Below are 22195 nucleotides of genomic sequence, written 5' to 3'. Positions count from 1 at the left end.
AGGCCGGCGAGACGATCGCCGGCCTTTCTCTTCATCCTGGGGATCCAACGGCTCAGCGCTCGATCTCGATGAGGATCTCGTTGCGCTTCAGGAAGCCGGGGGTCCAGGGCGGATTGTAGAAGGCGTATTCCGGATCGCCCTTCTGTTTCAGATTGTTGTCCGCCAGATAATTGTACAGCGTCATCAGATGTTTGGAGGCGAGCGTCGCGGTGAAGTTGCCGGAGAACCGGATGGCCGCGACCCGCCGTGCCGAGACGTCCTTCAGCGCGACGTCGCTGGAGCCGGGCTCGGGCAGGCTGGCGAGGGTGAACTTCTTCGGCATGACGAAGCGAACCGCCCAGCCCTTCGAGCGGCCTTCGCCTTCGGCGAGCTGCTGCAGGACGGGGGTGGTCATCTTGATCTTCTTGCCGGGCCGGTTCTTGGCGAAGATGTAGTCGGCCAGAGTCATGAAGCCCATGCGCCGGGCCTTTTCGTGATAGCCGCTCTTCACCGTCTCGGCGACGATCATCGCCTCGTAGTCGCGGATTTCGACCGGTCCGTCGGCGCGAACGACGTCGTAATCCGGCTCCTCGCTGTGCTCGTTGACCTTCTTGGTGATGTAGTAGGCCGCACCGACCGCCGCGATGGCGCCGCCGGCGATCAGAAGGGCCGTCAGCTCGCGATTGCGGCGGTCGGGCTCGGGCTGGTAGCGGGCGGGCAGGCGGCTGCGCAGCGAGGCGAGGGCGGGCGCCGACCAGCCGGAAAGATGGCGCCGGGCGCTGTCGAAATAATCCTCGGCCCCGTGGGCGAGGTCGCCGCCGGCATCCTGCAGAGCCCGGACCTGACGGCGCGCGCGCCGGCCGGCGTCGTCCGGCCAGTAGTCCGACAGGTGGGGAAGGTACCGCGTCAGGCCGGTCGGCTCCGGCGCGATGCCCGGCACGATCCGCCCGATCGCCCGCCGAGCACGCTCGCCGGCAGAGGGCGTCGGATCGAGCCGTTCGGCCACCTGGCTTTCCAGTTCCCCGATCCGCTCGCTGATCGCGCCGAGTGCGTTGGCGAGGTTGTCGTAGGTGCTGGGTCGGTCGCGAAACATTTGCGAAACTCCTGGCGTTGCCGATGCGTCGAAGGCGATCGTATGGGGCGGGGGAGCGGCCGGGCCTTCGCCCGCCGAATTCGACCGGATAACGTGAGCCCGCTGCATTGGTTGCGCCGCGACGGCAGGCGGCAGATCGATGTTTGCGGCGAGAGGGCGAGAACGGACCCGTCACCCGGTCGTGACCGACATATGGCCCGCGCACGAATTTTTCCATATGCGCGTTGCCCAACTGCAACCATGTTCGGGCCGTAGCGTTGTGGGCATATCGGGTTTTCGACCTGATACTCCAGCCAAACTTCAAGGCGGCCCGTGGCCGCCTTTTTTTTGTCCGTCGCCGCGACCCGTGCAAGCTTTCGGGGCCTTTGTCGGGATGGGCCGGCGGTCCGGGAAACGGGCGGGTGACGTCGGCTGAATCAAATCCGGTGCCGGCGTTCAGCCATCGTTCAGCCGGGAGGCCGTAAGTCTTGATTATCGTCTGATCCTCAGACGCAGTACCAAGAAGGTTTGGCAAATGCGTAATCTCGTCATCGCCGCCGCAGTCGCTCTCGCAACCACCCTCGCCGCCGGCGCTTCGGCCGAGGCGCGCGACGTCAAGGTCGTCATCGGCAACGGCCATGGCCATGGCCATGGCCATCACGACGTCGTCGTGAAGCACCGTGCTCCAGTGGTTCTTCACCGGGTCCGTCACCACGACCACTGCGTGACGAAGAAGGTCGTGAAATATCGTCACCACAAGCGCATCGTGACGATGAAGAAGGTCTGCCGCTGATCCTCGGCGCGCCCTGCCGTGATGCCGGAGAGCCGGCGGGTCCGCGAGATGCGGCCCGCCGGTTCTTCGCATTGGGGGCAAGGCAGCCGGCGTTTTCATGCGATTGCCGAGCGGACGAATTCGGCTAACATGGTGCCGGGCACCCGATGCCGTCCCGGGTTCAGGATTCCTGACGCGGGCGTGGGAGGAATTCACATGACATTTTCGCCGAAACTCGCCGGCCTGGCCGTGGCCGGAGCATTCGTTGCAACGCCGTCCCTCGCCATCGAGGTCTCCAAGTCGGTCGACATCGAGGCGGCGCCCGCGGCGGTGTGGCAGATGATCGGGACGTTCTGCGACATCGAGACCTGGCACCCGGCGGTGACGAAATGCGAGCTGTCGAAGGACGGCGACAAGAACGTCCGGACCCTGACGCTGCCGGACGGCGCGGCCCTCGTCGAAGAAGAGGTTTCCCGCGACGAGGGCGCGATGAGCTACACCTACGCGATTCTCGAAGGCCCGCTGCCGGTCGCGAACTACAAGTCGACGATCAGCGTCACCGGCTCGGGCGAGGGCTCGACGGTCAGCTGGTCCGGGACGTTCGACGCGGCTGGCGCCAGCGACGAAGAGGCGTCGAACGTCATCGGCGGGATCTACGATGCCGGCCTGTCGTCGCTGAAGGAAAAGGCCGGCGCGATGTAGCACCGGCCGGGCAGGGACATGCGGCGTGCGGGCGGCGTTCGCCCGCACGCCGGTCCGGACCGGATATCGCCTTTCGAGCGCTCCTCGAGACCTCGTGACGGGAGGTGCTCTTGAAGGTGAAACTGATCCTGCCGGCTTTGACGGAGGCGAAGAGCCCGCTCTTTCGTCCGATCAAATACTCGCTGTTCCCGCCGCTCGGGCTCGCCACGCTGGCGGCTTTCCTCGGGGACGACGACACGGTCGAACTCGTCGACGACCATGTCGAGGTTCTCCGGCTCGACGACACGCCCGATCTCGTCGTCATTCAGGTCTACGTCACCAACGCCTATCGCGCCTACGCGATCGCCGATCGCTACCGGGCGAAGGGGTGCCGCGTGGTCCTCGGCGGACTGCACGTGACGTCGCTGCCGGACGAGGCTGAACGGCATGCCGACACGATCTTTCTCGGGCCCGGCGAGGACACCTTCCCGCAATTCCTGGCCGATCTTCGGGCCGGATCGCCGAAGCCGCGATACGTCTCGCGCGGCAAGCGCTCCATCCGCGGCCTGCCGCCGGTCCGCCGCGACCTGATCAAGCGCAACCGCTATCTCGTGCCGAACTCGATCGTCGTGACGCGCGGCTGCCCGCAGCATTGCGACTTCTGCTACAAGGACGCGTTCTTCGGCGGCGGGCGCTCCTTCTACACCCAGCGCGTCGACGAAGCTTTGGCCGAGATCGAGCGACTTCCCGGCCGGCACCTCTATTTTCTCGACGACCATCTGCTCGGCAGCCCGACCTTCGCGCGCGAACTCTTCGCCGGGCTGACGGGAATGGGCCGGCTGTTCCAGGGGGCGGCGACCGTCGACAGCATCCTCAGGGGCGATCTCATCGAACGGGCGGCCGAGGCGGGGCTGCGCAGCCTTTTCGTCGGCTTCGAGACCTTCGACCCGGCCAATCTCGCCGCCAGCAACAAGACGCAGAACCTCGCCAAGGACTATGCGGCCGTCGCCAAGCGGCTCAGCGATCTCGGCATCATGATCAACGGCTCGTTCGTCTTCGGCATGGATGCCGACGACGCCGACGTCTTCGACAGGACGGTGGACTGGGCGGTCGAGCACGGCATCACCACGGCGACCTTCCATATCCAGACGCCCTATCCCGGCACCCGGCTGTTCGCGGCGATGGAGCGGGCCGGGCGGATCACCACCCGCGACTGGGACCTCTACGACACGCGGCACGTCGTCTACGAACCCGCGCGGCTGACGCCGGACGAACTCGAGGCGGGTTACGACAAGGCGTATCGGGACTTCTACGGCTGGCGGAACATCGTCCGGGCCGCCACCGGCCATGACGGCGCCAGACACCGGGCCAAGCACTTCTTCTATGCGGCCGGTTGGAAGAAGTTCGAGCCGCTCTGGGACCTGGTGATCAAGGCGCAGCGTCTCGGCGTGATGACGCCGTTGCTCGAGGCCGTGCTCTCGAAGGTGACGCGGGGCACCTCCGGCGACGAAGGACGTCTCGATCCGGAAAATGGCACGGGCACCGGCGCGAGCGCGTCTCCGCCGGCGCTCAGCGCTCCGGCCCGATCGGCCTGAGGCCGTCAGTCCATCGCCGTGCCGAGGCCGCGGTCGAGTCGCTTCGGCTCGATCCGGGCAAGGTCGTGACCGTGCACCGCCTGCCAGCATTCCATGGTGCCGCTGCGGGTGTCGACCCACGCGCCCGTCAGGCAGCCGGTGAAGACCGCGCCGGTGTCGAGGGAGAGGCGATTTTCGGTGACGGTCGGAAGGCTGGCCTTCTGCGGCGTGTGGCCGTGCAGGACGACGTGGCTGAGGCGGCCGACATGGTTCATGAACGGCGCGCGAATCCAGATGCAGTCGTGCGGACGCTGACGATCGAGCGGGTGGGCCGGATCGACGCCGGCATGGACGAAGGCGAAGGGACCGGCGAATTCGATGAAGGAGGCTTCGGTGAGCCGATGCACATGGGCGGGCCACCGTTCGACGATGGTGCGGCGGATCTCGTCGGGTTGCGTCTCGGTGATGCTGAAACCATAAGAGGCCAGCGTCTCCGCGCCGCCCTGATCCAGCCAGTGGAAAACCTCCTCCAGCGAAAGCTCGTTCTTCAAGAAGCGCAGCAGCCATTCGTCGTGATTGCCGAGGAGGAGCTTCGAGTCCGGCCAGTGCGAGAGCACCTCGTCGGCGATCTCCAGGGCGCCTCGGCTGTCCTCGCCGCGATCGACGAGATCGCCGAGCATGTAGACCGCCGGCCGCACGCCGCGCTGCGACGCCAGACGGTCGACGCCGTCGAGGAAACGCCGGAACAGTTCGCTCTCGCCGTGGACGTCGCCGATGGCGACGATTTCGCTCGGTTCGTTCGACAATGTCTCCGCCTTCGAAATCGTGTGGGAGGAGGCGTCGGGACCGGCTGTGCGATCGGCGATGGAGTGCCGTCCTCAATAGGCCCAGGTGCGGGCCTTCGAAATCAGAAAGTCGCGGAAGACCTTCAGCTTGGCGGCGCTGCGCATCTGCTCGGTATAGCAGAGATAGGTGTCGAAGGTCGGCATTTCCATCTCGGGCAGCACCTGGACCAGCTTCGATCGCTTGTCGATCATGTAGTCCGGCAGGAGCGCGATGCCGGTGCCGCTCTCGATGGCCGAGCGGATGGCCATCAGATTGTTGATCTGGAGGATCGGGCTGCGGCTCTTGCCCTCCGGCAGGCCGACGGTCTCCAGCGTGTTGAGATTGCGCAGATAGTTCGGGGCCGGCTCGCCGAAGGTGATGATCCGGTGCTGATCGAGATCGTCGAGGGTCTCCGGCGTGCCGAACCGGGCGAGATAGGCGGGCGCCGCATAGACGTGGAGATGCACGGTGAACAGCCGCCGCTGGATGAGGTCCGGCTGCTGGGGTTGGCGCAGGCGGATCGCCGCGTCCGCCTTGCGCATCGTCAGGTCGATCTCCTCGTTGTCGAAGACGAGCTGGAGTTCGAGATCGGGGTAGAGCTCGAGAAACTCCCGGGCGCGCTCGGTCAGCCAGCCGGAGCCGAGGCCGACGGTGGTGGTGACGCGCAGCTTGCCGGTCGGCTTTTCCTTCGTCTCGGTGAGCTGCATGCGCACCGTTTCGAGCCGCTTCAGGACGTCGTTGGCCGTCTGGAACAGGAGTTCGCCCTGCTCCGACAGGACGAGGCCGCGAGCATGCCGATGAAACAGCGGCACGCCGATCTCGTTTTCCAGCGCCGCCACCTGGCGGCTGATGGCCGACTGGCTGAGATTGAGCGCGTCTGCCGCATGGGTGAACGAGCCGGCTTCGGCCGCTGCGTGGAAGATCCGCAGCTTGTCCCAGTCGAGGGCCATCGGGGTTGGTCCTTCAAGCGATCCGGCAGACTGTGCCGGAAGGGGGATCGGTGCCTATTCGGCGGCTTCTCGCGCGTCGGACAGAGCCTGCTCGGCAAGCCATTTTTCGGCTTCCAGCGCGGCCATGCATCCCATTCCGGCCGCCGTCACCGCCTGACGGTAGACGTCGTCGGCGACGTCGCCGGCGGCGAAGACGCCTTCGAGCGAAGTGCGCGTCGTACCGGGCTCCACCCACAGATAGCCCGAGGGCTTCTGCTTCAACTGACCGACGAAGAGTTCGACCGCCGGGGCATGGCCGATCGCCACGAAGACGCCGTCGACGGACTTTTCCGTCACCTCGCCCGTCTTCATGTTCTTCAGCCTGACGCCGTTGACCGACTTCATCGGCTTTTCGACGCCGACGACTTCCTCGACCGCGGTGTCCCACAGGACCTCGACGTTCTCGCTGGCGAAGAGCCGCTCCTGCAGGATGCGCTCGGCGCGCAGTTCGTCGCGGCGGTGGACGAGGGTGACCTTGCCGGCGATGTGCGAGAGATAGAGCGCCTCCTCGACGGCGGTGTTGCCGCCGCCGACCACGACGACCTCCTTGCCGCGGTAGAAGAAGCCGTCGCAGGTGGCGCAGGCCGAGACGCCGAAGCCCTGGAACTTCTCCTCGCTGTCGAGGCCGAGCCACTTGGCCTGGGCCCCTGTCGCGATGACCAGGGCGTCGCACGTGTAGACCGTGCCCGAGTCGCCGGTGAGACGGAACGGGCGCTGCTTCAGATCGGCCTCGACGATGATGTCGTTCGCCATCTCGGCGCCGACGTTGAGGGCCTGAGCCTTCATCTGCTCCATCATCCACGGGCCCTGCACGGGCTCGGCGAAGCCGGGATAGTTCTCGACGTCGGTGGTGATGGTGAGCTGGCCGCCCTCCTGCAGGCCGGCGACGATCAAAGGCTTCATCATCGCGCGCGCCGCATAGATCGCGGCGGTGTAGCCGGCCGGGCCGGAACCCAGAATGATGACGTTGGCGTGACGATCGGACATGGCGGCCTCGCGAGCAATGCGCCTAGCAAATGGCATCGGGGTTATTGTGGTTCAATAGACGAGGCCTTCCCGTGCTGCAACATGGCGGCAACAGGGCCGGAGGAAGCCGCAGCCGGCGGGCGAGGGCGAATTGCCGTCGCTGCGGGGAAGCACTAGAAAACCGGTTCGACGGGCCCTTCGAGGGTGTCGCCAGCATTCGGAGAGCATGACATTTTCAGGACGATCGCCCACGTCACGTCGATCTTCGGTCTCGGCCTCGCCTTTGCCATGCTCCTGCCGGCGCTGACCGACCTCGCCGACCAGAACGACGACTTCCGGGTCTTCGTCGGAACCGGCTTTCTCGTCGGCGTCGTCTGCGCCCTGATCGCCGTCGCCACCCGCGGCGAGCGGCCGCAATTCACCCAGAAGCTCGGCTTCCTGCTGGTCACCACGGTATGGCTCGCCGCCTGCCTGATCGGCTCGCTGCCGATCTATTTCTCCTCCGTCAACGTCAGCTTCGCCGGCGCCATCTTCGAATCGATGTCGGGGCTGACGACCACCGGCTCGACGGTGATCTCCGGCCTCGACACGCTGCCGCGCGGCATCCTCCTGTGGCGCTCGCTGCTGCAGTGGCTGGGCGGCATCGGGATCATCGGCATGGTGCTGCTCGTCCTGCCGTCGCTGCAGGCCGGCGGCCTCGCGCTGTTCCACATGGAAAGCTCCGACAAGTCGGACAAGGTGCTGCCGCGGGTGAACCAGCTGACCGGCGGGCTGATCGCCGCCTATGTGGCGCTGACGCTGATGTGCGCCATCGCCTACACCTCGCTCGGCATGACGCTTTTCGATGCGACCAACCATGCGATGTCGACGATGGCGACGGGCGGCTATTCCACCCACGACGCCTCGATGGGCTATTTCGACGACAACCGCATCCTGATGGCGGCGACGGTCTTCATGGTGCTCGCGGCGCTGCCCTTCGTCGTCTATGTCCGCGCCTTCCTGCCGCGGCGCTTCCAGCTCTGGCGCGATCCGCAGATCCTGGTCTTCCTGGTCATCTGCGCGGTCCTCAGCTTCGCCATCGCGGTGACCCGGCGAATCATCAACGACACGCCGTTCGGCGAGGCGCTGGTTTCCTCCACCTTCAACCTCGTCTCGGTGATCACCACCACCGGCTATGCCTCCGAGGACTATACGCTCTGGTCGAACGCGGCGATCGGCATCTTCTTTCTCGCGTCCTTTCTCGGCGGCTGCGCCGGCTCGACGGCGGGCGGCATCAAGGCGAACCGCCTCGTCGTCCTCTATCTGGTGGTCAGGGCGAGCTTTCGCCGACTGGTCCGGCCGCACGCGATCATCCGGCTGAAATACGGCAACGACGACATCAGCGCCCAGACCATCCAGACCGTCACGATCTTCTTCTTCCTGTTCTTCGGGACGCTGTTGATGGGGACGGTGGTGCTGACGGTCTTCGGGCTCGACCTGATCACCGCCTTTTCCGGCACGCTGACGGCGCTGGCCAATGTCGGCCCCGGCTTCGGCCAGGTCATCGGGCCGGCGGGCAATTTCTCGACCCTGCCCGATCCCGCCCTGTGGGTCCTGTCGGCGGCCATGCTGCTCGGCCGGCTCGAACTGGTGACGGTGCTGATCCTGCTGTTCCCGTCCGTCTGGATCGATTGAGCGCGAGGGAGCCGGTGTCCCGTCCCGAGATCTTCTACATCAACCTCGACCGGGCGCCGCAGCGGCGGGCGCTGATGGAGGTGCAGGCGAGGGCGCTGGGTATCGCCCTGACCCGGTTTGCGGCGATCGACGCGACGACCGTCGACGATGCCGCCTTCGCCCGACTTTCGACCCGATGGGAGCGGCCGATCACCCGGCCGGAACTGGCGGCGTTCCTCTCCCACCGGGCGCTGTGGGAGATCGCGTCGGAACGCCCCGGGGGGCTGATCGTCCTCGAGGACGACACGGTGTTTTCCACACATTTCGTCGCGGCGGCCGAAAGCGTCGCGGCGAGCGGCTACGATCTCGTCAACTTCGAGACGGTCGGCCGGCGGAAGTTCTTCGCGAGGCACCGGACGAAGGGGATGAGTCGGCTGCGGCTGACCGAGCTCGTGCGGGAAAAATCGGGCGCCGGCGCCTACTACGTTTCCCAGGGGGGTGCCCGTCGGCTCTTGGCAACCGCCGAGGCCCGGACGGCGCCGGTCGACGCCTACATGTTCGCGGTCTGCCGGCTGAGGACAGCCCAGGTGGAGCCGGCGGCGACGATGCAAGTGCATCTCCTCGAAGAGCGCGGCTTCGACGTCGGCCTGTCGACCCAGACCTCGATCCATCAGCCGCGCAAGCGACTGCCGCTTTCGACGAAGAACCTCGGCTATTTCGCCCGGCGCCTGCGCACGCAGCTGCGGCTTGCGACGGTCAATCTGCGGCGGCTCGGCGACGTCGAGTTCCGGCCTGCGGCCTTCGACGGGGAGGCGTTCGCGCCGCTGCTGCCGATTTCGCGCGAAGCGCTCGCCGCCGAGACGCGGCGCTACGCGGCGGCGGACCAGAGCGCCTCGTAGACGGCGCGCAATTCGCCGGCCTCCCGCTCCAGGGGAAAGTTCCGCCTGACATGGTCGAGCCCCGCCGCACCCGCGGCGAGGCGCACGGCGTCGTCCGACAGATAGGGTTCAATCGCGGAGGCGAGGGCGCCCGCCTCGCCTGTCGGAACGATCCGTCCGGTCACGCCTTCGACGATCAGTTCGGCGAAGGCGCCGGCGTCACTGGCGACGACCGGCGTCGCACTCGCCATGGCTTCCAGCGGAGTGAGGCCGAATCCCTCGTTGCGGGGGGGAGCGACGTAGAGGTCGAAGCGGCGGAACCAGGCCGAGATGTCCTCGACCTCGCCGGCGAACAGGATGCGCTCGGCAAGGCCTGCGGCTTCGATCCGCCGTTCGAGGTCGGCGGCGAAGGTCTCGTTTTCGGACGTGGCGCGGCCGGTGACGACGGCGGACCAGTCCGGATGCCCTGGCAGGAGGGCGATCATCGCCTCGACGAAGAGGTCGGTGCCCTTCTGGTGACGGATGCGGCCGGAGCAGCCGACGATCTTGCGGCCGGCGAGGCGCTCGGCAAGCGGGCCCGAGGGCATCGGACCGTCCGGGCGAAACCACTCGCAGTCGATCCCGTGCATGACCACCCGCGACGGAACCTTCAGAAAGGCTCGGCTGCGCTCGCTGGTGGCCACGACCGCGTCCATGCGGGAGATCAGGAAACGGGTCCAGGCGGTGTGGTGGCGCTGGGCGGCGGAGGTGAAGAGAAGCCGGAGCGGCATGCGCAGCACGTCACGCAGAACGACGCCCGCCAGCATTTCGGGGTTGCGGCGGGCGTGCCAGATGCGGAACGGCCGTCCCTCCGGCCGGCGCCAGAGTTTCGGCAGGTCGCGCCACCCGAGTCTCGGCAGCGACTTCGGGAGGCCCGGACCGAGGGTGGCGATGCCGATGGACCGGGCCTGGAGGGGCACGAGCTGGACGATCGTCGAGGTGACGCCGGAGAGCCGGCGCTTGAAGTTCGGCGCGACGACGGTGATGGTGGAGAGGTCGGGCAATCGGGTCAGGTCAGGCGAGGTGGTCCGAGATCAGCGCACGGATGACTTCTTCCCGCGTGAGGCCGACGCGCTCCGCCTCTCGGTCGAGCGCCTGCGACAGGCGATGCGGCAATTCGACCGACAGGCGCGTGGCTGGTTGGTTCGGCCGCCGCGCAGTGGTCCAGTCGATCGCCTCGTCGACCGATCCGCCGTCGTCGAAGATCCTGTCGAACTCATGCGCTTTCATAATTCCCGACCTCGCTCCGTCTCGATCGCCTCACCGAGATCAATCTTATCTTCGAGCCTCTCGGGGTGAAGATGGCGGTCCAGTGTCTAGCGTGCAATCGGCCAATCGCCATGTAGCGCCGTTCGCCGCTCGTCGTTGCCTCGATCACCAAAAGATCAGGATCGTCGAAGAGGCGCTTGGCCTCCTCGAAATCGATGCCGTGCTTGATCTTGTTCGACGCGCTCTTCTCGGGATCATACTCAAAATCCACGGAAGACCGCGTCCATCAAAACAAGATCCGCACCCTACTGCCAGCTGACCTCGAGGATCTCGTAGGAGCGCGCGCCGCCGGGGGCGGCGACTTCGACGGTGTCGCCTTCGGTCTTGCCGATGAGGGCGCGGGCGATGGGCGAGGAGATCGAGATCCTGCCCTGCTTCACGTCGGCTTCCTGATCGCCGACGATCTGGTAGCGCTTCTCTTCCTCGGTGTCCTCGTCGACGAGCTTGACGGTCGCGCCGAACTTGACCCGGTCGCCGGACATCTTCGACAGGTCGATCACCTCGGCGCGGGCCGTCAGGTCTTCGAGTTCGGAAATGCGGCCCTCGTTGAGGCTCTGGGCTTCCTTGGCGGCATGATATTCGGCGTTCTCGGAGAGGTCGCCGTGAGCGCGCGCCTCGGAGATCGCCGCAATGATCCGCGGTCGCTCCTCCTGTTGGCGACGGCGCAGCTCTTCCCGCAGCGCCTCGAAACCGCGACTCGTCATCGGGACCTTTTCCATGGCCTCCACCTTTCCGGACTTCGCGCACGGCGCGGAGTCAATTTTTCAAGGACCCCGCGCATTCGGCGACGTCGTTCTGCACAAACTCAGCCGAGGAAGACGCCCTCGGCACAATACGAAACCAGCCCCGAACGGCTTCGCCGTTCTGGGCCAGCATTGAAGCGTCGGACCGATTGAGATTGCCCGAGACGCCCGTCCGTCAGGCGCCCGACAACGTCAGGCAGGAATAAAGTACGACTGAAGCGGACGAACTTCAAGATTGCCCTTTTTCAGCGCAGCGATCGCTTCGGCAGCCGCGACCATGCCCGCAAGGGTGGTGTAGTACGGGACCTTGTGGATCAGCGCGGCGCGGCGCAGCGAGCGCGAGTCCGACAGCGCCTTCGCTCCCTCCGTCGTATTGAGGACGAGCTGGACCTGCCGGTTGCGAATCGCGTCCTCGATATGCGGGCGGCCTTCCAGCACCTTGTTGATCTTGGTCGACGTGATGCCGTTCTCGACGAGGAAGCGCTGGGTGCCCCCCGTCGCCAGCACCTGGAAGCCGAGCTCGGCGAGGCGGCGGACCGCCGGCAGGCAGCGCTCCTTGTCGGAATCCTTCACCGAGACGAAGACCGTGCCTTCGCGCGGCAGGTCGACGCCGGCGCCGAGCTGGGCCTTGGCGAAGGCGAGGGCGTAGTCGTAGTCGAGGCCCATCACTTCGCCGGTCGAGCGCATTTCCGGGCCGAGAAGCGTGTCGACGCCGGGGAAGCGGGCGAAGGGGAAAACCGCTTCCTTGACGGCGATGTGGCGGACATTGTGGGTGTCCGGCTTGCCGCCGTAGCGGTCGAAGGCGGATTCGAGACTCTCGCCGGCCATGATGCGCGCGGCGATCTTGGCGATCGGGCGGCCGACGGTCTTGGCGACGAAGGGGACGGTGCGCGAGGCGCGCGGATTGACTTCGAGAACGTAGATCTCGCCGTCCTTGATGGCGAACTGGACGTTCATCAGGCCGCCGACATGGAGCGAGCGGGCGAGTGCCTCGCTCTGGCGGGCGAGTTCGTCGGTCGTCTCCTTCGACAGGGAGTGGACCGGCAGCGAGCAGGCCGAATCGCCGGAATGGATGCCGGCTTCCTCGATGTGCTCCATGATGCCGGCGACGAAGCTGCCCGTTCCGTCCGACAGACAGTCGACGTCGACCTCGATGGCGTCGGTCAGGTAACTGTCGAAGAGCAGCGGGTTCTTGCCGAGCAGGGTGTTGATCTGGCCGGTCTTGTCGTTCGGATAGCGCTGCTTGATGTCCTCCGGCACGAGCCCGGGCACGGTGTCGAGCAGATAGCTCTGCAGCATCGTCTCGGAATGGATGATCTGCATCGCCCGGCCGCCGAGGACGTAGGACGGGCGCACCACAAGCGGGAAACCGATCTCGGCGGCGACGAGCCTGGCCTGCTCGACGGAGAAGGCGATGCCGTTGTTCGGCTGCTTCAGGTCGAGGCGGGTCAGGAGCTTCTGGAAGCGGTCGCGGTCCTCGGCGAGGTCGATCATGTCGGGCGCGGTGCCGAGAATCGGGATGCCGTTCTTCTCCAGCGCCTCGGCGAGCTTCAGCGGGGTCTGGCCGCCATACTGGACGATGACGCCGACGAGTTCGCCGCGCTCCTGCTCGGCCTTCATGATCTCGATGACGTCCTCGGCGGTCAGCGGCTCGAAATACAGCCGGTCCGAGGTATCGTAGTCGGTCGAGACCGTTTCGGGATTGCAGTTGATCATGATCGCTTCCAGCCCCGCGTCCTTGAGGGCGAAGGCGGCATGGCAGCAGCAATAGTCGAACTCGATGCCCTGGCCGATGCGGTTCGGGCCGCCGCCGAGGATGACGACCTTCCTGCGGTCCGAAACCTCGGCTTCCGTGCGCAGGGCGCCGGCGAAGGGCCGCTCGTAGGTCGAGTACATGTAGGGCGTCGGCGAGGCGAATTCGGCGGCGCAGGTGTCGATGCGCTTGTAGACGGGCTTGACGCCCAGCCGGTTGCGCAACTCGGCGACCTCCTTCGGCCGCTTCTTCGCCAGACTGGCGAGCCGCGCGTCGGAAAAGCCCATCGCCTTGAGGAGCCGCAGATTGCTCGCGTCCTCCGGCAGGCCGAGGGCGGCGATCTTCTTCTCGGTGTCGACGATCGCCTTCAGCTGCGCCAGGAACCAGCGGTCGATCTTGCAGCCGGCATGGACGTCCTCGATCGACATGCCGAGGCGCATCGCCTGGGCGACCATGCGCAGGCGGTCGGGCGTCGGCGTGCCGATGGCGGCGCGGATGGCGTTCTTGTCGTCGTCGACGCCGAGGCCGGGGATCTCGATCTCGTCGAGGCCGGTGAGCCCTGTTTCGAGGCCGCGCAGGGCCTTCTGCAGGGATTCGGCGAAGGTCCGGCCGATCGCCATGACCTCGCCGACGGACTTCATCGCCGTCGTCAGGATCGGCGAGGCGCCGGGAAATTTCTCGAAGGCGAAGCGCGGGATCTTGGTGACGACGTAGTCGATCGACGGCTCGAAGGAGGCGGGCGTCGCGCCGCCGGTGATGTCGTTGTCGAGTTCGTCGAGCGTGTAGCCGACCGCGAGCTTGGCGGCGACCTTGGCGATCGGGAAGCCGGTGGCCTTGGAGGCCAGCGCCGAGGAGCGCGAGACGCGCGGGTTCATCTCGATGACGACGAGACGGCCGGTCTCCGGATTGACCGCAAACTGGACGTTGGAGCCGCCGGTCTCGACGCCGATCTCGCGCAACACCGCGATCGAGGCGTTGCGCATCACCTGATATTCCTTGTCGGTGAGCGTCAGGGCCGGGGCGACGGTGATCGAATCGCCGGTGTGGACGCCCATCGGATCGACGTTTTCGATCGAGCAGACGATGATGCAGTTGTCCGCCCTGTCGCGGACGACTTCCATCTCGAACTCCTTCCAGCCGAGCACCGATTCCTCGATCAACACCTCGGTGGTCGGCGAGGCGTCGAGGCCGGTCTCGATGATCTCGAAGAATTCCGAACGGTTGTAGGCGATGCCGCCGCCGGTGCCGCCGAGGGTGAAGGAGGGGCGGATGATCGCCGGCAGGCCGACCTCTTCCAGCGCTTCCGCCGCGGCGGCGAGCGCCCGGCCCATGTAGCGCTGCTTGCGCTCGGCCTCGCCGTGCTGCCACTCGGTCTCGAGCGCTTCCAGCCGGGCGTCGCGCTCGTCGGGATCGGCGATCTCGCGGCGGAGCGCCGCCTTCCTCTCCTCGTGGGCGGCACGGTCGGCGGCCTTCGCCTCGCTGGCATTGGCGAGCCGCGACTTCGGCGTCTCGAGGCCGATCTTCGCCATCGCCTCGCGGAACAGCGAGCGGTCCTCGGCCTTGTCGATGGCGTCGGCATCGGCGCCGATCATCTCGACGCCGTATTTCTCCAGAACCCCCATGCGCCGCAGCGACAGGGCGGTGTTCAGCGCCGTCTGCCCGCCCATGGTCGGCAGGATCGCATCCGGCCGCTCCTTGGCGATGATCTTCGCCACCACCTCCGGCGTGATCGGCTCGACATAGGTGGCGTCGGCGAGATCGGGATCGGTCATGATCGTCGCCGGGTTCGAATTGACCAGGATGATCCGGTAGCCTTCCTCGCGCAGCGCCTTGCAGGCCTGGGTGCCCGAATAGTCGAACTCGCAGGCCTGGCCGATGATGATCGGGCCGGCGCCGACGATGAGGATCGATTTCAGGTCTGTGCGTTTGGGCATCGCGTCGTCTTCCGGTGCATGCCAAAGCCCCGGCGCGCAGCAGGGCTGGCGGCCGGACGGGCTGGCGATCATGAGGCTGAGGCCGGCTTATAGGGAAGGTGGACCGGGGACGGAAGGGGCTGGGGACGGAAAGGGTGAATTGCTTCGGGCAGAGCGGGGAGGATTGCCCTCGGGCTTCGCGATGAATGGTGCTGCGGTCATGCGGGCGGCGGGGCTGGTCATTCGTCGTCGGACCCGTCGGCTTCGTCGTCCGCCGGTCCTGCGGAGGAGGGCGCCTCCTTCAGGAGCGCCGCGTCGTACCCCTCGTAGCCCAGCGCCAGCGCGACGCAGGCGAGCTCGACGTTCTTCGGAATCTCCACCGTCTTTCCGTCGCGGTGACCCTTTTCGTAATACTGGATGACGCGCTTCTTCAGGCCGAGCTTCTCGGCCGCCTCCTTCTGTTTGAGGCCGAGGCGCTTGCGCCAGTCCTTGAAGGCTTCGGGGGTCATGTCACTCTCGACGCGGTTGCCGATGCATTGCCTGCGGCGCACCAAAGCAGGACTTCGCGAGCATGTCACGTCACCGTGACTTCGCCGCCGGGCCGACGGCATCGTGCAGTCGCCGTGACGCCATTCCGGCAAGGTACCTGGGCTCGGATCCCTGCCTCATAAGCGATTCAGCCTGATTCCCGCTTCCGGAAACGCTCTCCCGGCACGGGCGAATACGCACTGTGTGCATAGAATTCGGCGCACACAGTGCGCAAAAATCGCTTGACGGGGGTGCACAACGTGCACATTCTACCCTCATGACGAACGGCGAATTAATGCTCGCGCAGGTTTTCGATCGTATCGTCGGTCAAGTTGGGGCAACGGAGAAAGGGTGAGCTGCCATGTTGGCGGATATTCTGGTCGGCCGCTCTTCTTACGGCGGTGATCGCGGGCGGGACGATCTGCATCGTCATGCGACGTTCAGCTGCGGCATCAAGTCGTTTTGGAAGCGGACGATGAGGCTGTTCCGGTTTGCCTGACGGCGATTCCGGACACGACATGCGACAATGCGAAACCGGCGCCGGAGAGGTTTCTCCGGCGCCGGTTTCGCATTGGTCGGCAGGCGTCGTCGAGGCGACGAGGGAGATTGCCTCCCGGGGTCAGGCGGCCTTTTTCGACCGGCTCTCCTCAATGAGGTCGAAGAAGCGCTGGAACAGGTAATGGCTGTCCTGCGGGCCGGGCGAGGCTTCGGGGTGATGCTGCACCGAGAAGACCGGCTTTCCGGCGAGCCGCAGGCCGCAATTCGTTCCGTCGAAGAGCGAGCGGTGGGTCTCCTCGACCCCGGCCGGCAGGCTGTCGGCGGCGACGGCGAAGCCGTGGTTCATCGAGACGATCTCGACCTTGTTCGTGGTGTAGTCCTTGACCGGATGATTGGCGCCGTGGTGGCCCTGATGCATCTTCTCGGTCTTGGCGCCCAGCGCCAGGGCCAGCAGCTGATGGCCGAGGCAGATGCCGAACAGCGGCACGTCGGCTTCGATCAGCTTGCGGATCGTCGGGACGGCATATTCGCCGGTCGCCGCCGGATCGCCCGGGCCGTTGGACAGGAACACGCCATCCGGCCGGTGGGCGAGGATCTCTTCCGCGCTGGCGGTCGGCGGCATGACGATCACCTCGGCGCCGTGGCCGCACATCAGCCGGAGGATGTTGCGCTTGGTGCCGTAGTCGATGGCGACGATCCTGTAGCGGGGCTCGGCCATTTCGGCATAGCCGGCGTCCCAGATCCACGGCGTTTCCTTCCAGACCGCCGACTGGCCGACGGCGACCTCCCTGGCGAGATCGAGGCCGACGAGGCCCGGCCAGGCCCTCGCCCGCGCCTTCAAGGCCTCGAGGTCGAACTCGCCGGCCTCGGAATGGGCGATGACGGCGTTGGGCATGCCGTTGTCGCGGATCCAGGCGGTCAGCGCCCGCGTGTCGACGCCGGACAGGCCGACGACGCCCCGGGTCTTCAGCCAGGCGTCGAGATGGCCGGCGGAGCGGTAGTTCGACGGAGCGGTGACGTCGGCCCGGAAGATCGCGCCGACGGCGCCGAAGGAATTGGCCGGCGTCAGGTCCTCGTGATCGTCGGGATTGGCGCCGACATTGCCGACATGCGGGAAGGTGAAGGTGACGATCTGTCTGGCATAGGACGGATCGGTGAGGATTTCCTGATAGCCGGTGAGGGCGGTGTTGAAGCAGACCTCGCCTTCGACCGCCCCTTCGGCGCCGACGCCGAATCCCTCGATCACCGTTCCATCGGCAAGGACGAGCACTGCCGTCGTCCTGCGCTCGGTCCAGGCTTCGCCGGTCATGATCGTTCCTTTCGGGATGCTGATGTTGCAAGCGGGTGCGGCGCGGCGCGCCCCGTCGCACGCCCATATCAGGTGCGCGTCAGGCGGAGGCAAGACATCTTGCGCAAAGTCGTGGGCGTCTTTACATGCAGCCGGTGCCGACGAGCAAGAGCGTCGAGGGCCGGATCGATCCCGGCGGGCCCGATGCAAACAGGCGACATCTCCCCGTTTCGTTCACAGCGTAGCGCGGCTCGAAACGCGATTCGACCTTTACGTCCGGCCTCTACAGGTATTGCACTACGTCAACGCCAGCGCGCTCGATGAGCGCGCCGTCAATCGAACTCGAAAGTCAGGCACCATGCGCGAGCATCTCTCCGACGCTCTCAACGCCGCAGTCAAACAGCAGGACAAACGCCGCATCAGCACGTTGCGGCTGATCACCGCCGCCATCAAGGACCGCGACGTCGCCAATCGCAGCGCCGGCCGCGACCCGGTGAGCCAGGAGGAGGTGCTGCACATCCTGGACAAGATGATCAGGCAGCGCGAGGAATCGGCGCGCACCTACGAGGACAACGGTCGTCTGGAACTGGCCGAGCAGGAGCGCGAGGAAATCGCCATCATTCGCGAGTTCCTGCCGCCGCAGCTCGACAACGGAGAGATCGAGCTGGCCTGCCGCAAGGCCGTCGAGGACACCGAATCGAAGAGCCTGCGCGACGTCGGCCGCTGCATGAACAAGCTCAAGGAGCGCTATCCCGGCAAGATGGATTTCGGCAAGGCCTCGACCGTGGTGAAGGGCCTCTTGCGCTGACGGCGCCGAGTCTGCCACGGCTTGCGCAAGATCGCGCGAAGCGGGCGGAAACGGCTGCTCTCGGCCCCGTCGCGCGCTCGTCGTGCCGGTTGACTTGCCCGCCGCGACTCCCTATACGCAGCCCATTCGCGATTTTTGCGGCTGGCACGGGGCTCCAACGAGGACCGGCCGGCTGTTTTCGGCCATAAAAGCCCCGCGTGAACGATCGGGCGCATTGCCCAACAGGAAAGCGGGCTCGACGGCCTGCCATGACATTGTAGGAGAAGCGACGTGGCCCGTATCGCTGGCGTCAACATTCCATCCGGCAAGCGCGCTGTGATCGCGCTGCAGTACATCCACGGCATCGGTCCGTCCTTTGCCCGCGAGATCATGACGAAGGCGAACCTCACCGAGGATCGTCGCGTCAACGACCTCAGCGACGCCGAAGTGCTGCAGATCCGCGAGATCATCGACCGCGACTATCAGGTCGAGGGCGATCTGCGCCGCGAGACCGCGATGAACATCAAGCGGCTGATGGATCTCGGCTGCTACCGCGGCCTGCGTCATCGCCGCGGCCTGCCGGTCCGGGGTCAGCGCACCCACACCAATGCCCGCACCCGCAAGGGTCCGGCCAAGGCGATCGCCGGCAAGAAGAAGTAAGCTTTTACGAGGTCGGGCGCCGGCGTTTGCTGTGCGCCCGCTTTCGTTCGGGAACGGGTGCGGTCGCCATGCTTGGCTTCGTCATGCCCGCTCCCAATGTCGCGCTGCCCGCTGGCAGCGCAGGTGGAGCCGCCGGAATTACGGCGGTGTCGAGATCGAACAGGAAGTCTGAATGGCCAAGGAAGTCCAGCGCGTTCGCCGCCGCGAGCGCAAGAACATTTCGTCGGGTGTGGCGCACGTCAACTCGACCTTCAACAACACGCTGATCACCATCACCGACGCCCAGGGCAACGCGATCGCCTGGTCTTCGGCCGGTGCGCAGGGCTTCAAGGGCTCGCGCAAGTCGACCCCCTTCGCGGCACAGATCGCCGCCGAGGATTGCGCCAAGAAGGCGCAGGAGCACGGCATGCGGACGCTCGAGGTCGAGGTCTGCGGCCCCGGTTCGGGCCGCGAATCGGCGCTGCGCGCCCTGCAGTCGGCGGGCTTCACCATCACCTCGATCCGTGACGTGACGCCGATCCCGCACAACGGCGTTCGGCCGCGCAAGAAGCGCCGCGTCTGACACCGTCCCGCGGATGGCGCGCCCGAGGGCCGCGCCCTTTCGCGTGGTGAGGACCCGGCCGTCATGCGGCCAGTGCAAGGGCGGGGCGCGAAGCGCTCCGCTGTTCGAGTTTCCGGAAGGCCCTGCCGGCGCGCGCCGGCGGCACACCGGCATCAGACCTATCGCCACGATTGGATGGTGGCGAGGAAACTGAGAGGCATCCCCGATGATTTCCAGCAACTGGCAAGAGCTGACGAAGCCGAACCAGCTTGTCTTCAAGAACGAGAACAGCCGGACCAAGGCGACGCTCGTCGCCGAGCCGCTCGAGCGCGGCTTCGGCCTGACGCTCGGCAACGCGCTGCGCCGCGTCCTTCTGTCGTCGCTGCGCGGCGCGTCGGTCACGGCCGTGCAGATCGACGGCGTCCTGCATGAATTCTCCTCGATCCCGGGCGTCCGCGAGGACGTCACCGACATCGTCCTGAACGTCAAGGAGATCAACATCTCCATGCAGGGCGAGGGGCCGAAGCGCATGGTCGTGCGCAAGTCCGGCCCGGGCGTCGTCAAGGCGGGCGACATCCAGACGGTCGGAGACATCGAGGTCCTGAACCCCGAGCACGAGATCTGCACCCTCGACGAGGGCGCGGAGATCCGCATGGAGTTCACGGTCAATACCGGCAAGGGCTACGTCCCGGCGGACCAGAACCGCGCCGAGGACGCGCCGATCGGCCTGATCCCGGTCGACAGCCTGTTCTCGCCGGTCAAGAAGGTGTCCTACAAGGTCGAGAACACCCGCGAGGGTCAGGACCTGAACAAGGACAAGCTGACCATGACGATCGAGACGGACGGCTCGATCTCCGGCGAGGACGCCGTCGCCTATGCGGCGCGCATCCTGCAGGACCAGCTTTCGGTCTTCGTCAACTTCGAGGAACCGCAGCGCGACGTCCGTCCGGGCGCCGCCGGCGGCGTGGCCGACGAGCAGATCGCCGAACTCGCCTTCAACCCGGCGCTGCTCAAGAAGGTCGACGAGCTGGAGCTTTCTGTCCGTTCGGCCAACTGCCTGAAGAACGACAACATCGTCTATATCGGCGATCTCATCCAGAAGACCGAGGCGGAGATGCTGCGCACTCCGAACTTCGGCCGCAAGTCCTTGAACGAGATCAAGGAAGTCCTGGCCTCCATGGGTCTGCACCTCGGTATGGAAGTGCCCTCCTGGCCGCCGGAAAACATCGACGATCTCGCCAAGCGCTACGAAGACCAGTACTGAGACGAGCGACCCGGCCGGTTTCGTCACCGGCCGGGTCGATCCCATGCTCCGGCATGGCATGAATCATTCAAAGGCACGGCGACCTGTCGCATCGCGGCAGGGACGCAAAGATACCGACCCCCGGCGAAAGCCGGCTCTTCGACCAAGGAAACCGACCCATGCGCCACGCCAATCGCGGCCGTAAGCTCAATCGTACCGCCAGCCACCGCAAGGCGATGTTCGCCAACATGGCGGCCTCGCTGATCGAGCACGAACAGATCATCACCACGCTTCCCAAGGCCAAGGACCTGCGTCCGATCGTCGAGAAGCTCATCACCCTCGGCAAGCGCGGCGACCTCCATGCCCGCCGTCTCGCCGGCTCGCGCCTGCAGGACGCTGCGGCCACCGCCAAGCTGTTCGACACGCTGGCGGCCCGCTATGCCGAGCGCAACGGCGGCTACTGCCGGGTTCTCAAGGCCGGCTTCCGGCGCGGCGACAACGCCCCGCTCGCCGTCATCGAATTCGTCGACCGTGATCCGGATGCGCGCGGCGCGGCCGACCGCGCCCGGCTCGAGGCCGAAGGCAACGAAGAGGCGGCATGAGCCGCAAGTTTCCAAGTTTTGTGAATGATCTAAGGGGGGCTTCGGCTCCCTTTTTTTGTCCGTCTTGCGTGAGGTTGCCGTAGTGGCGCCGACGCTTCAATAGGGTCTGGAACAGGCCGCATTCGACATACTCAAGTAATTCCGCTATTCAGGGTTGTGAATCGATGTCGCGGAGGAACAGGCTATGTCATCGTCACAACGATTGGAGAGCTGGGCGAAAGCTTTGGGGGTGGTCGTAGCTCTCGTGGGTGTCGCGGTATCCATACATCAATTCAATCAAACCTATGAGATGGACGCGAAGAGACCATTCCTCGAGAAGCAAATGGAGCTTTGTCTGGAAGCCAGTACGGTGACTGCGACAATCGCTAGCAAGCCGGATGCCGATCCAACTCGCCAACAGGCGGTGGATCGCTTTTGGGTGCTCTATTATGGGCCACTGAGTGTCGTCGAAGGCAATTTAGTCGAGAGCCACATGGTGTGCTTTGGTCGCAAACTGCAAGGCGAAGGCGCCCAGGGATGCGACGACATTTCCCTCAGCAGTCGATCTCACAGGTTGGCGAAATCATGCCGTGATCTGATTGCGACGAATTGGGGAGTATCGAAGGAAATGCTGGTTGGCGCCGACCAGGATTGAATAGTCCTAGTAAGCTGATGTCTCCACGGGAAGTCACTGCGGTCTGGGGACTGACGGGGAATGACCTGAAGCTTTGGAGATTATGGTCCACGAGCTTAGCGCGTGAGGCTCTAAACGATCTCCACGACTGCCATCCAGAATGCGTCGTATGACGGTTTCCTGCGCGATCCCGGGCTCGGCCAGAGGTGGCTCGGCGAATTTGAACAGCGGGCTGAGTGGAATGTCTGCCTGAAGACGGCGAAGATGGCCGTGAACAGGAGAGACGATGAGCAAGAGACCGCGCCGGAACCATAGCCCGGCCTTCAAGG

At 65.8% G+C, this 22195-nt stretch carries 22 protein-coding genes; 11 read left to right on the top strand and 11 right to left on the bottom strand.

The window, feature by feature from the left end:
- Positions 1 to 52: 52 nt before the first annotated feature.
- Positions 53 to 1072, bottom strand: a complete 1020-nt coding sequence (locus LZD57_RS22620) for an SOUL family heme-binding protein (RefSeq protein WP_233721856.1) — start codon at positions 1070 to 1072, stop codon at positions 53 to 55.
- A 514-nt stretch (positions 1073 to 1586) separates the two neighbouring features.
- Between LZD57_RS22620 and LZD57_RS22615 the strand changes: the two genes are divergently transcribed.
- The 3 genes from LZD57_RS22615 to LZD57_RS22605 all read left to right on the top strand — a co-directional run bounded on the left by LZD57_RS22615 (position 1587) and on the right by LZD57_RS22605 (position 4099).
- The gene (locus LZD57_RS22615; RefSeq protein WP_233721855.1) at positions 1587 to 1844 is read left to right on the top strand and encodes a hypothetical protein; all 258 of its coding nucleotides are present in this window, start codon (positions 1587 to 1589) and stop codon (positions 1842 to 1844) included.
- Between the two features lie 195 nt (positions 1845 to 2039).
- Complete coding sequence (locus tag LZD57_RS22610) at positions 2040 to 2525, top strand: SRPBCC family protein (RefSeq protein ID WP_233721854.1); 486 nt, start codon at positions 2040 to 2042, stop codon at positions 2523 to 2525.
- A gap of 116 nt (positions 2526 to 2641) precedes the next feature.
- Positions 2642 to 4099: a B12-binding domain-containing radical SAM protein gene (locus LZD57_RS22605; protein WP_233721874.1), complete on the top strand. Its 1458-nt coding sequence runs from the start codon at positions 2642 to 2644 to the stop codon at positions 4097 to 4099.
- Between the two features lie 5 nt (positions 4100 to 4104).
- On the opposite strand, the gene LZD57_RS22600 is transcribed toward LZD57_RS22605, so the two are convergent.
- The 3 genes from LZD57_RS22600 to trxB all read right to left on the bottom strand — a co-directional run bounded on the left by LZD57_RS22600 (position 4105) and on the right by trxB (position 6879).
- Positions 4105 to 4884, bottom strand: coding sequence for a metallophosphoesterase (locus LZD57_RS22600; RefSeq protein ID WP_233721853.1), 780 nt, complete (start codon positions 4882 to 4884; stop codon positions 4105 to 4107).
- A gap of 72 nt (positions 4885 to 4956) precedes the next feature.
- Complete coding sequence (locus LZD57_RS22595) at positions 4957 to 5853, bottom strand: LysR family transcriptional regulator (protein WP_233721852.1); 897 nt, start codon at positions 5851 to 5853, stop codon at positions 4957 to 4959.
- Positions 5854 to 5907: 54 nt separating this feature from the next.
- Positions 5908 to 6879, bottom strand: coding sequence for a thioredoxin-disulfide reductase (gene trxB / locus LZD57_RS22590; RefSeq protein WP_233721851.1), 972 nt, complete (start codon positions 6877 to 6879; stop codon positions 5908 to 5910).
- Positions 6880 to 7146: 267 nt separating this feature from the next.
- Here trxB and LZD57_RS22585 point away from each other — a divergent pair, with 267 nt between their 5' ends.
- Positions 7147 to 8532: a TrkH family potassium uptake protein gene (locus LZD57_RS22585; protein WP_233721873.1), complete on the top strand. Its 1386-nt coding sequence runs from the start codon at positions 7147 to 7149 to the stop codon at positions 8530 to 8532.
- A 14-nt stretch (positions 8533 to 8546) separates the two neighbouring features.
- The gene (locus LZD57_RS22580) at positions 8547 to 9410 is read left to right on the top strand and encodes a glycosyltransferase family 25 protein (RefSeq protein ID WP_233721850.1); all 864 of its coding nucleotides are present in this window, start codon (positions 8547 to 8549) and stop codon (positions 9408 to 9410) included.
- On the opposite strand, the gene LZD57_RS22575 is transcribed toward LZD57_RS22580, so the two are convergent.
- The 7 genes from LZD57_RS22575 to carA all read right to left on the bottom strand — a co-directional run bounded on the left by LZD57_RS22575 (position 9380) and on the right by carA (position 17441).
- Positions 9380 to 10432, bottom strand: coding sequence for a glycosyltransferase family 4 protein (locus LZD57_RS22575; RefSeq protein WP_233721849.1), 1053 nt, complete (start codon positions 10430 to 10432; stop codon positions 9380 to 9382). The genes LZD57_RS22580 and LZD57_RS22575 overlap by 31 nt on opposite strands.
- A 10-nt stretch (positions 10433 to 10442) precedes the next feature.
- On the bottom strand, positions 10443 to 10658 hold the full coding sequence (brnA, locus tag LZD57_RS22570) for a type II toxin-antitoxin system BrnA family antitoxin (protein WP_233721848.1): 216 nt from the start codon (positions 10656 to 10658) through the stop codon (positions 10443 to 10445).
- Entirely contained in the window at positions 10645 to 10908 is a 264-nt protein-coding gene (locus LZD57_RS22565) for a BrnT family toxin (protein WP_233721847.1), read from the bottom strand. Before LZD57_RS22565 ends, brnA begins: the two co-directional genes overlap by 14 nt.
- Positions 10909 to 10942: 34 nt before the next feature.
- Positions 10943 to 11416 (bottom strand): transcription elongation factor GreA, encoded by a 474-nt coding sequence (greA, locus tag LZD57_RS22560; protein ID WP_233721846.1) that lies wholly within the window; start codon positions 11414 to 11416, stop codon positions 10943 to 10945.
- Positions 11417 to 11632: 216 nt separating this feature from the next.
- Complete coding sequence (gene carB / locus LZD57_RS22555; protein WP_233721845.1) at positions 11633 to 15127, bottom strand: carbamoyl-phosphate synthase large subunit; 3495 nt, start codon at positions 15125 to 15127, stop codon at positions 11633 to 11635.
- A gap of 218 nt (positions 15128 to 15345) precedes the next feature.
- A complete protein-coding gene (locus LZD57_RS22550; protein ID WP_233721844.1) occupies positions 15346 to 15615 on the bottom strand; it encodes a helix-turn-helix domain-containing protein in 270 nt (89 codons plus the stop codon).
- Between the two features lie 638 nt (positions 15616 to 16253).
- Positions 16254 to 17441, bottom strand: a complete 1188-nt coding sequence (carA, locus tag LZD57_RS22545; RefSeq protein ID WP_233721843.1) for a glutamine-hydrolyzing carbamoyl-phosphate synthase small subunit — start codon at positions 17439 to 17441, stop codon at positions 16254 to 16256.
- A 337-nt stretch (positions 17442 to 17778) separates the two neighbouring features.
- Between carA and LZD57_RS22540 the strand changes: the two genes are divergently transcribed.
- From LZD57_RS22540 to LZD57_RS22515, 6 genes are all read left to right on the top strand, one after another.
- The gene (locus tag LZD57_RS22540) at positions 17779 to 18228 is read left to right on the top strand and encodes a GatB/YqeY domain-containing protein (protein WP_233721872.1); all 450 of its coding nucleotides are present in this window, start codon (positions 17779 to 17781) and stop codon (positions 18226 to 18228) included.
- 270 nt (positions 18229 to 18498) lie between these two features.
- Positions 18499 to 18867 carry a 30S ribosomal protein S13 gene (gene rpsM, locus LZD57_RS22535; protein ID WP_233721842.1) on the top strand — a complete coding sequence of 123 codons (369 nt, stop codon included), beginning with the start codon at positions 18499 to 18501 and terminating at the stop codon, positions 18865 to 18867.
- Positions 18868 to 19039: 172 nt separating this feature from the next.
- Complete coding sequence (rpsK, locus tag LZD57_RS22530) at positions 19040 to 19429, top strand: 30S ribosomal protein S11 (RefSeq protein WP_209595444.1); 390 nt, start codon at positions 19040 to 19042, stop codon at positions 19427 to 19429.
- 205 nt (positions 19430 to 19634) lie between these two features.
- Positions 19635 to 20672, top strand: coding sequence for a DNA-directed RNA polymerase subunit alpha (locus tag LZD57_RS22525; RefSeq protein ID WP_233721841.1), 1038 nt, complete (start codon positions 19635 to 19637; stop codon positions 20670 to 20672).
- 158 nt (positions 20673 to 20830) lie between these two features.
- Positions 20831 to 21253: a 50S ribosomal protein L17 gene (rplQ, locus tag LZD57_RS22520; RefSeq protein WP_233721840.1), complete on the top strand. Its 423-nt coding sequence runs from the start codon at positions 20831 to 20833 to the stop codon at positions 21251 to 21253.
- Between the two features lie 184 nt (positions 21254 to 21437).
- Entirely contained in the window at positions 21438 to 21887 is a 450-nt protein-coding gene (locus tag LZD57_RS22515; RefSeq protein WP_233721839.1) for a hypothetical protein, read from the top strand.
- Positions 21888 to 22195 lie beyond the last annotated feature (308 nt).

The sequence above is a fragment of the Jiella avicenniae genome, from assembly GCF_021390325.1.
In the GTDB taxonomy this organism is placed as follows: Bacteria; Pseudomonadota; Alphaproteobacteria; order Rhizobiales; family Rhizobiaceae; genus Jiella; species Jiella avicenniae.
Note: the sequence above shows the minus strand (reverse complement) of the source record. Positions and strands in the feature narration are given on the sequence as shown.

Coding starts and splice junctions, on each gene's coding strand:
- LZD57_RS22620 (WP_233721856.1), bottom strand. CDS start 1,072: ATGTTTCGCGACCGACCCAGCACCTACGACAACCTCGCCAACGCACTC.
- LZD57_RS22615 (WP_233721855.1), top strand. CDS start 1,587: ATGCGTAATCTCGTCATCGCCGCCGCAGTCGCTCTCGCAACCACCCTC.
- LZD57_RS22610 (WP_233721854.1), top strand. CDS start 2,040: ATGACATTTTCGCCGAAACTCGCCGGCCTGGCCGTGGCCGGAGCATTC.
- LZD57_RS22595 (WP_233721852.1), bottom strand. CDS start 5,853: ATGGCCCTCGACTGGGACAAGCTGCGGATCTTCCACGCAGCGGCCGAA.
- trxB (WP_233721851.1), bottom strand. CDS start 6,879: ATGTCCGATCGTCACGCCAACGTCATCATTCTGGGTTCCGGCCCGGCC.
- LZD57_RS22585 (WP_233721873.1), top strand. CDS start 7,147: ATGCTCCTGCCGGCGCTGACCGACCTCGCCGACCAGAACGACGACTTC.
- brnA (WP_233721848.1), bottom strand. CDS start 10,658: ATGAAAGCGCATGAGTTCGACAGGATCTTCGACGACGGCGGATCGGTC.
- greA (WP_233721846.1), bottom strand. CDS start 11,416: ATGGAAAAGGTCCCGATGACGAGTCGCGGTTTCGAGGCGCTGCGGGAA.
- carB (WP_233721845.1), bottom strand. CDS start 15,127: ATGCCCAAACGCACAGACCTGAAATCGATCCTCATCGTCGGCGCCGGC.
- LZD57_RS22550 (WP_233721844.1), bottom strand. CDS start 15,615: ATGACCCCCGAAGCCTTCAAGGACTGGCGCAAGCGCCTCGGCCTCAAA.
- carA (WP_233721843.1), bottom strand. CDS start 17,441: ATGACCGGCGAAGCCTGGACCGAGCGCAGGACGACGGCAGTGCTCGTC.
- LZD57_RS22540 (WP_233721872.1), top strand. CDS start 17,779: ATGCGCGAGCATCTCTCCGACGCTCTCAACGCCGCAGTCAAACAGCAG.
- rpsK (WP_209595444.1), top strand. CDS start 19,040: ATGGCCAAGGAAGTCCAGCGCGTTCGCCGCCGCGAGCGCAAGAACATT.
- LZD57_RS22525 (WP_233721841.1), top strand. CDS start 19,635: ATGATTTCCAGCAACTGGCAAGAGCTGACGAAGCCGAACCAGCTTGTC.
- rplQ (WP_233721840.1), top strand. CDS start 20,831: ATGCGCCACGCCAATCGCGGCCGTAAGCTCAATCGTACCGCCAGCCAC.
- LZD57_RS22515 (WP_233721839.1), top strand. CDS start 21,438: ATGTCATCGTCACAACGATTGGAGAGCTGGGCGAAAGCTTTGGGGGTG.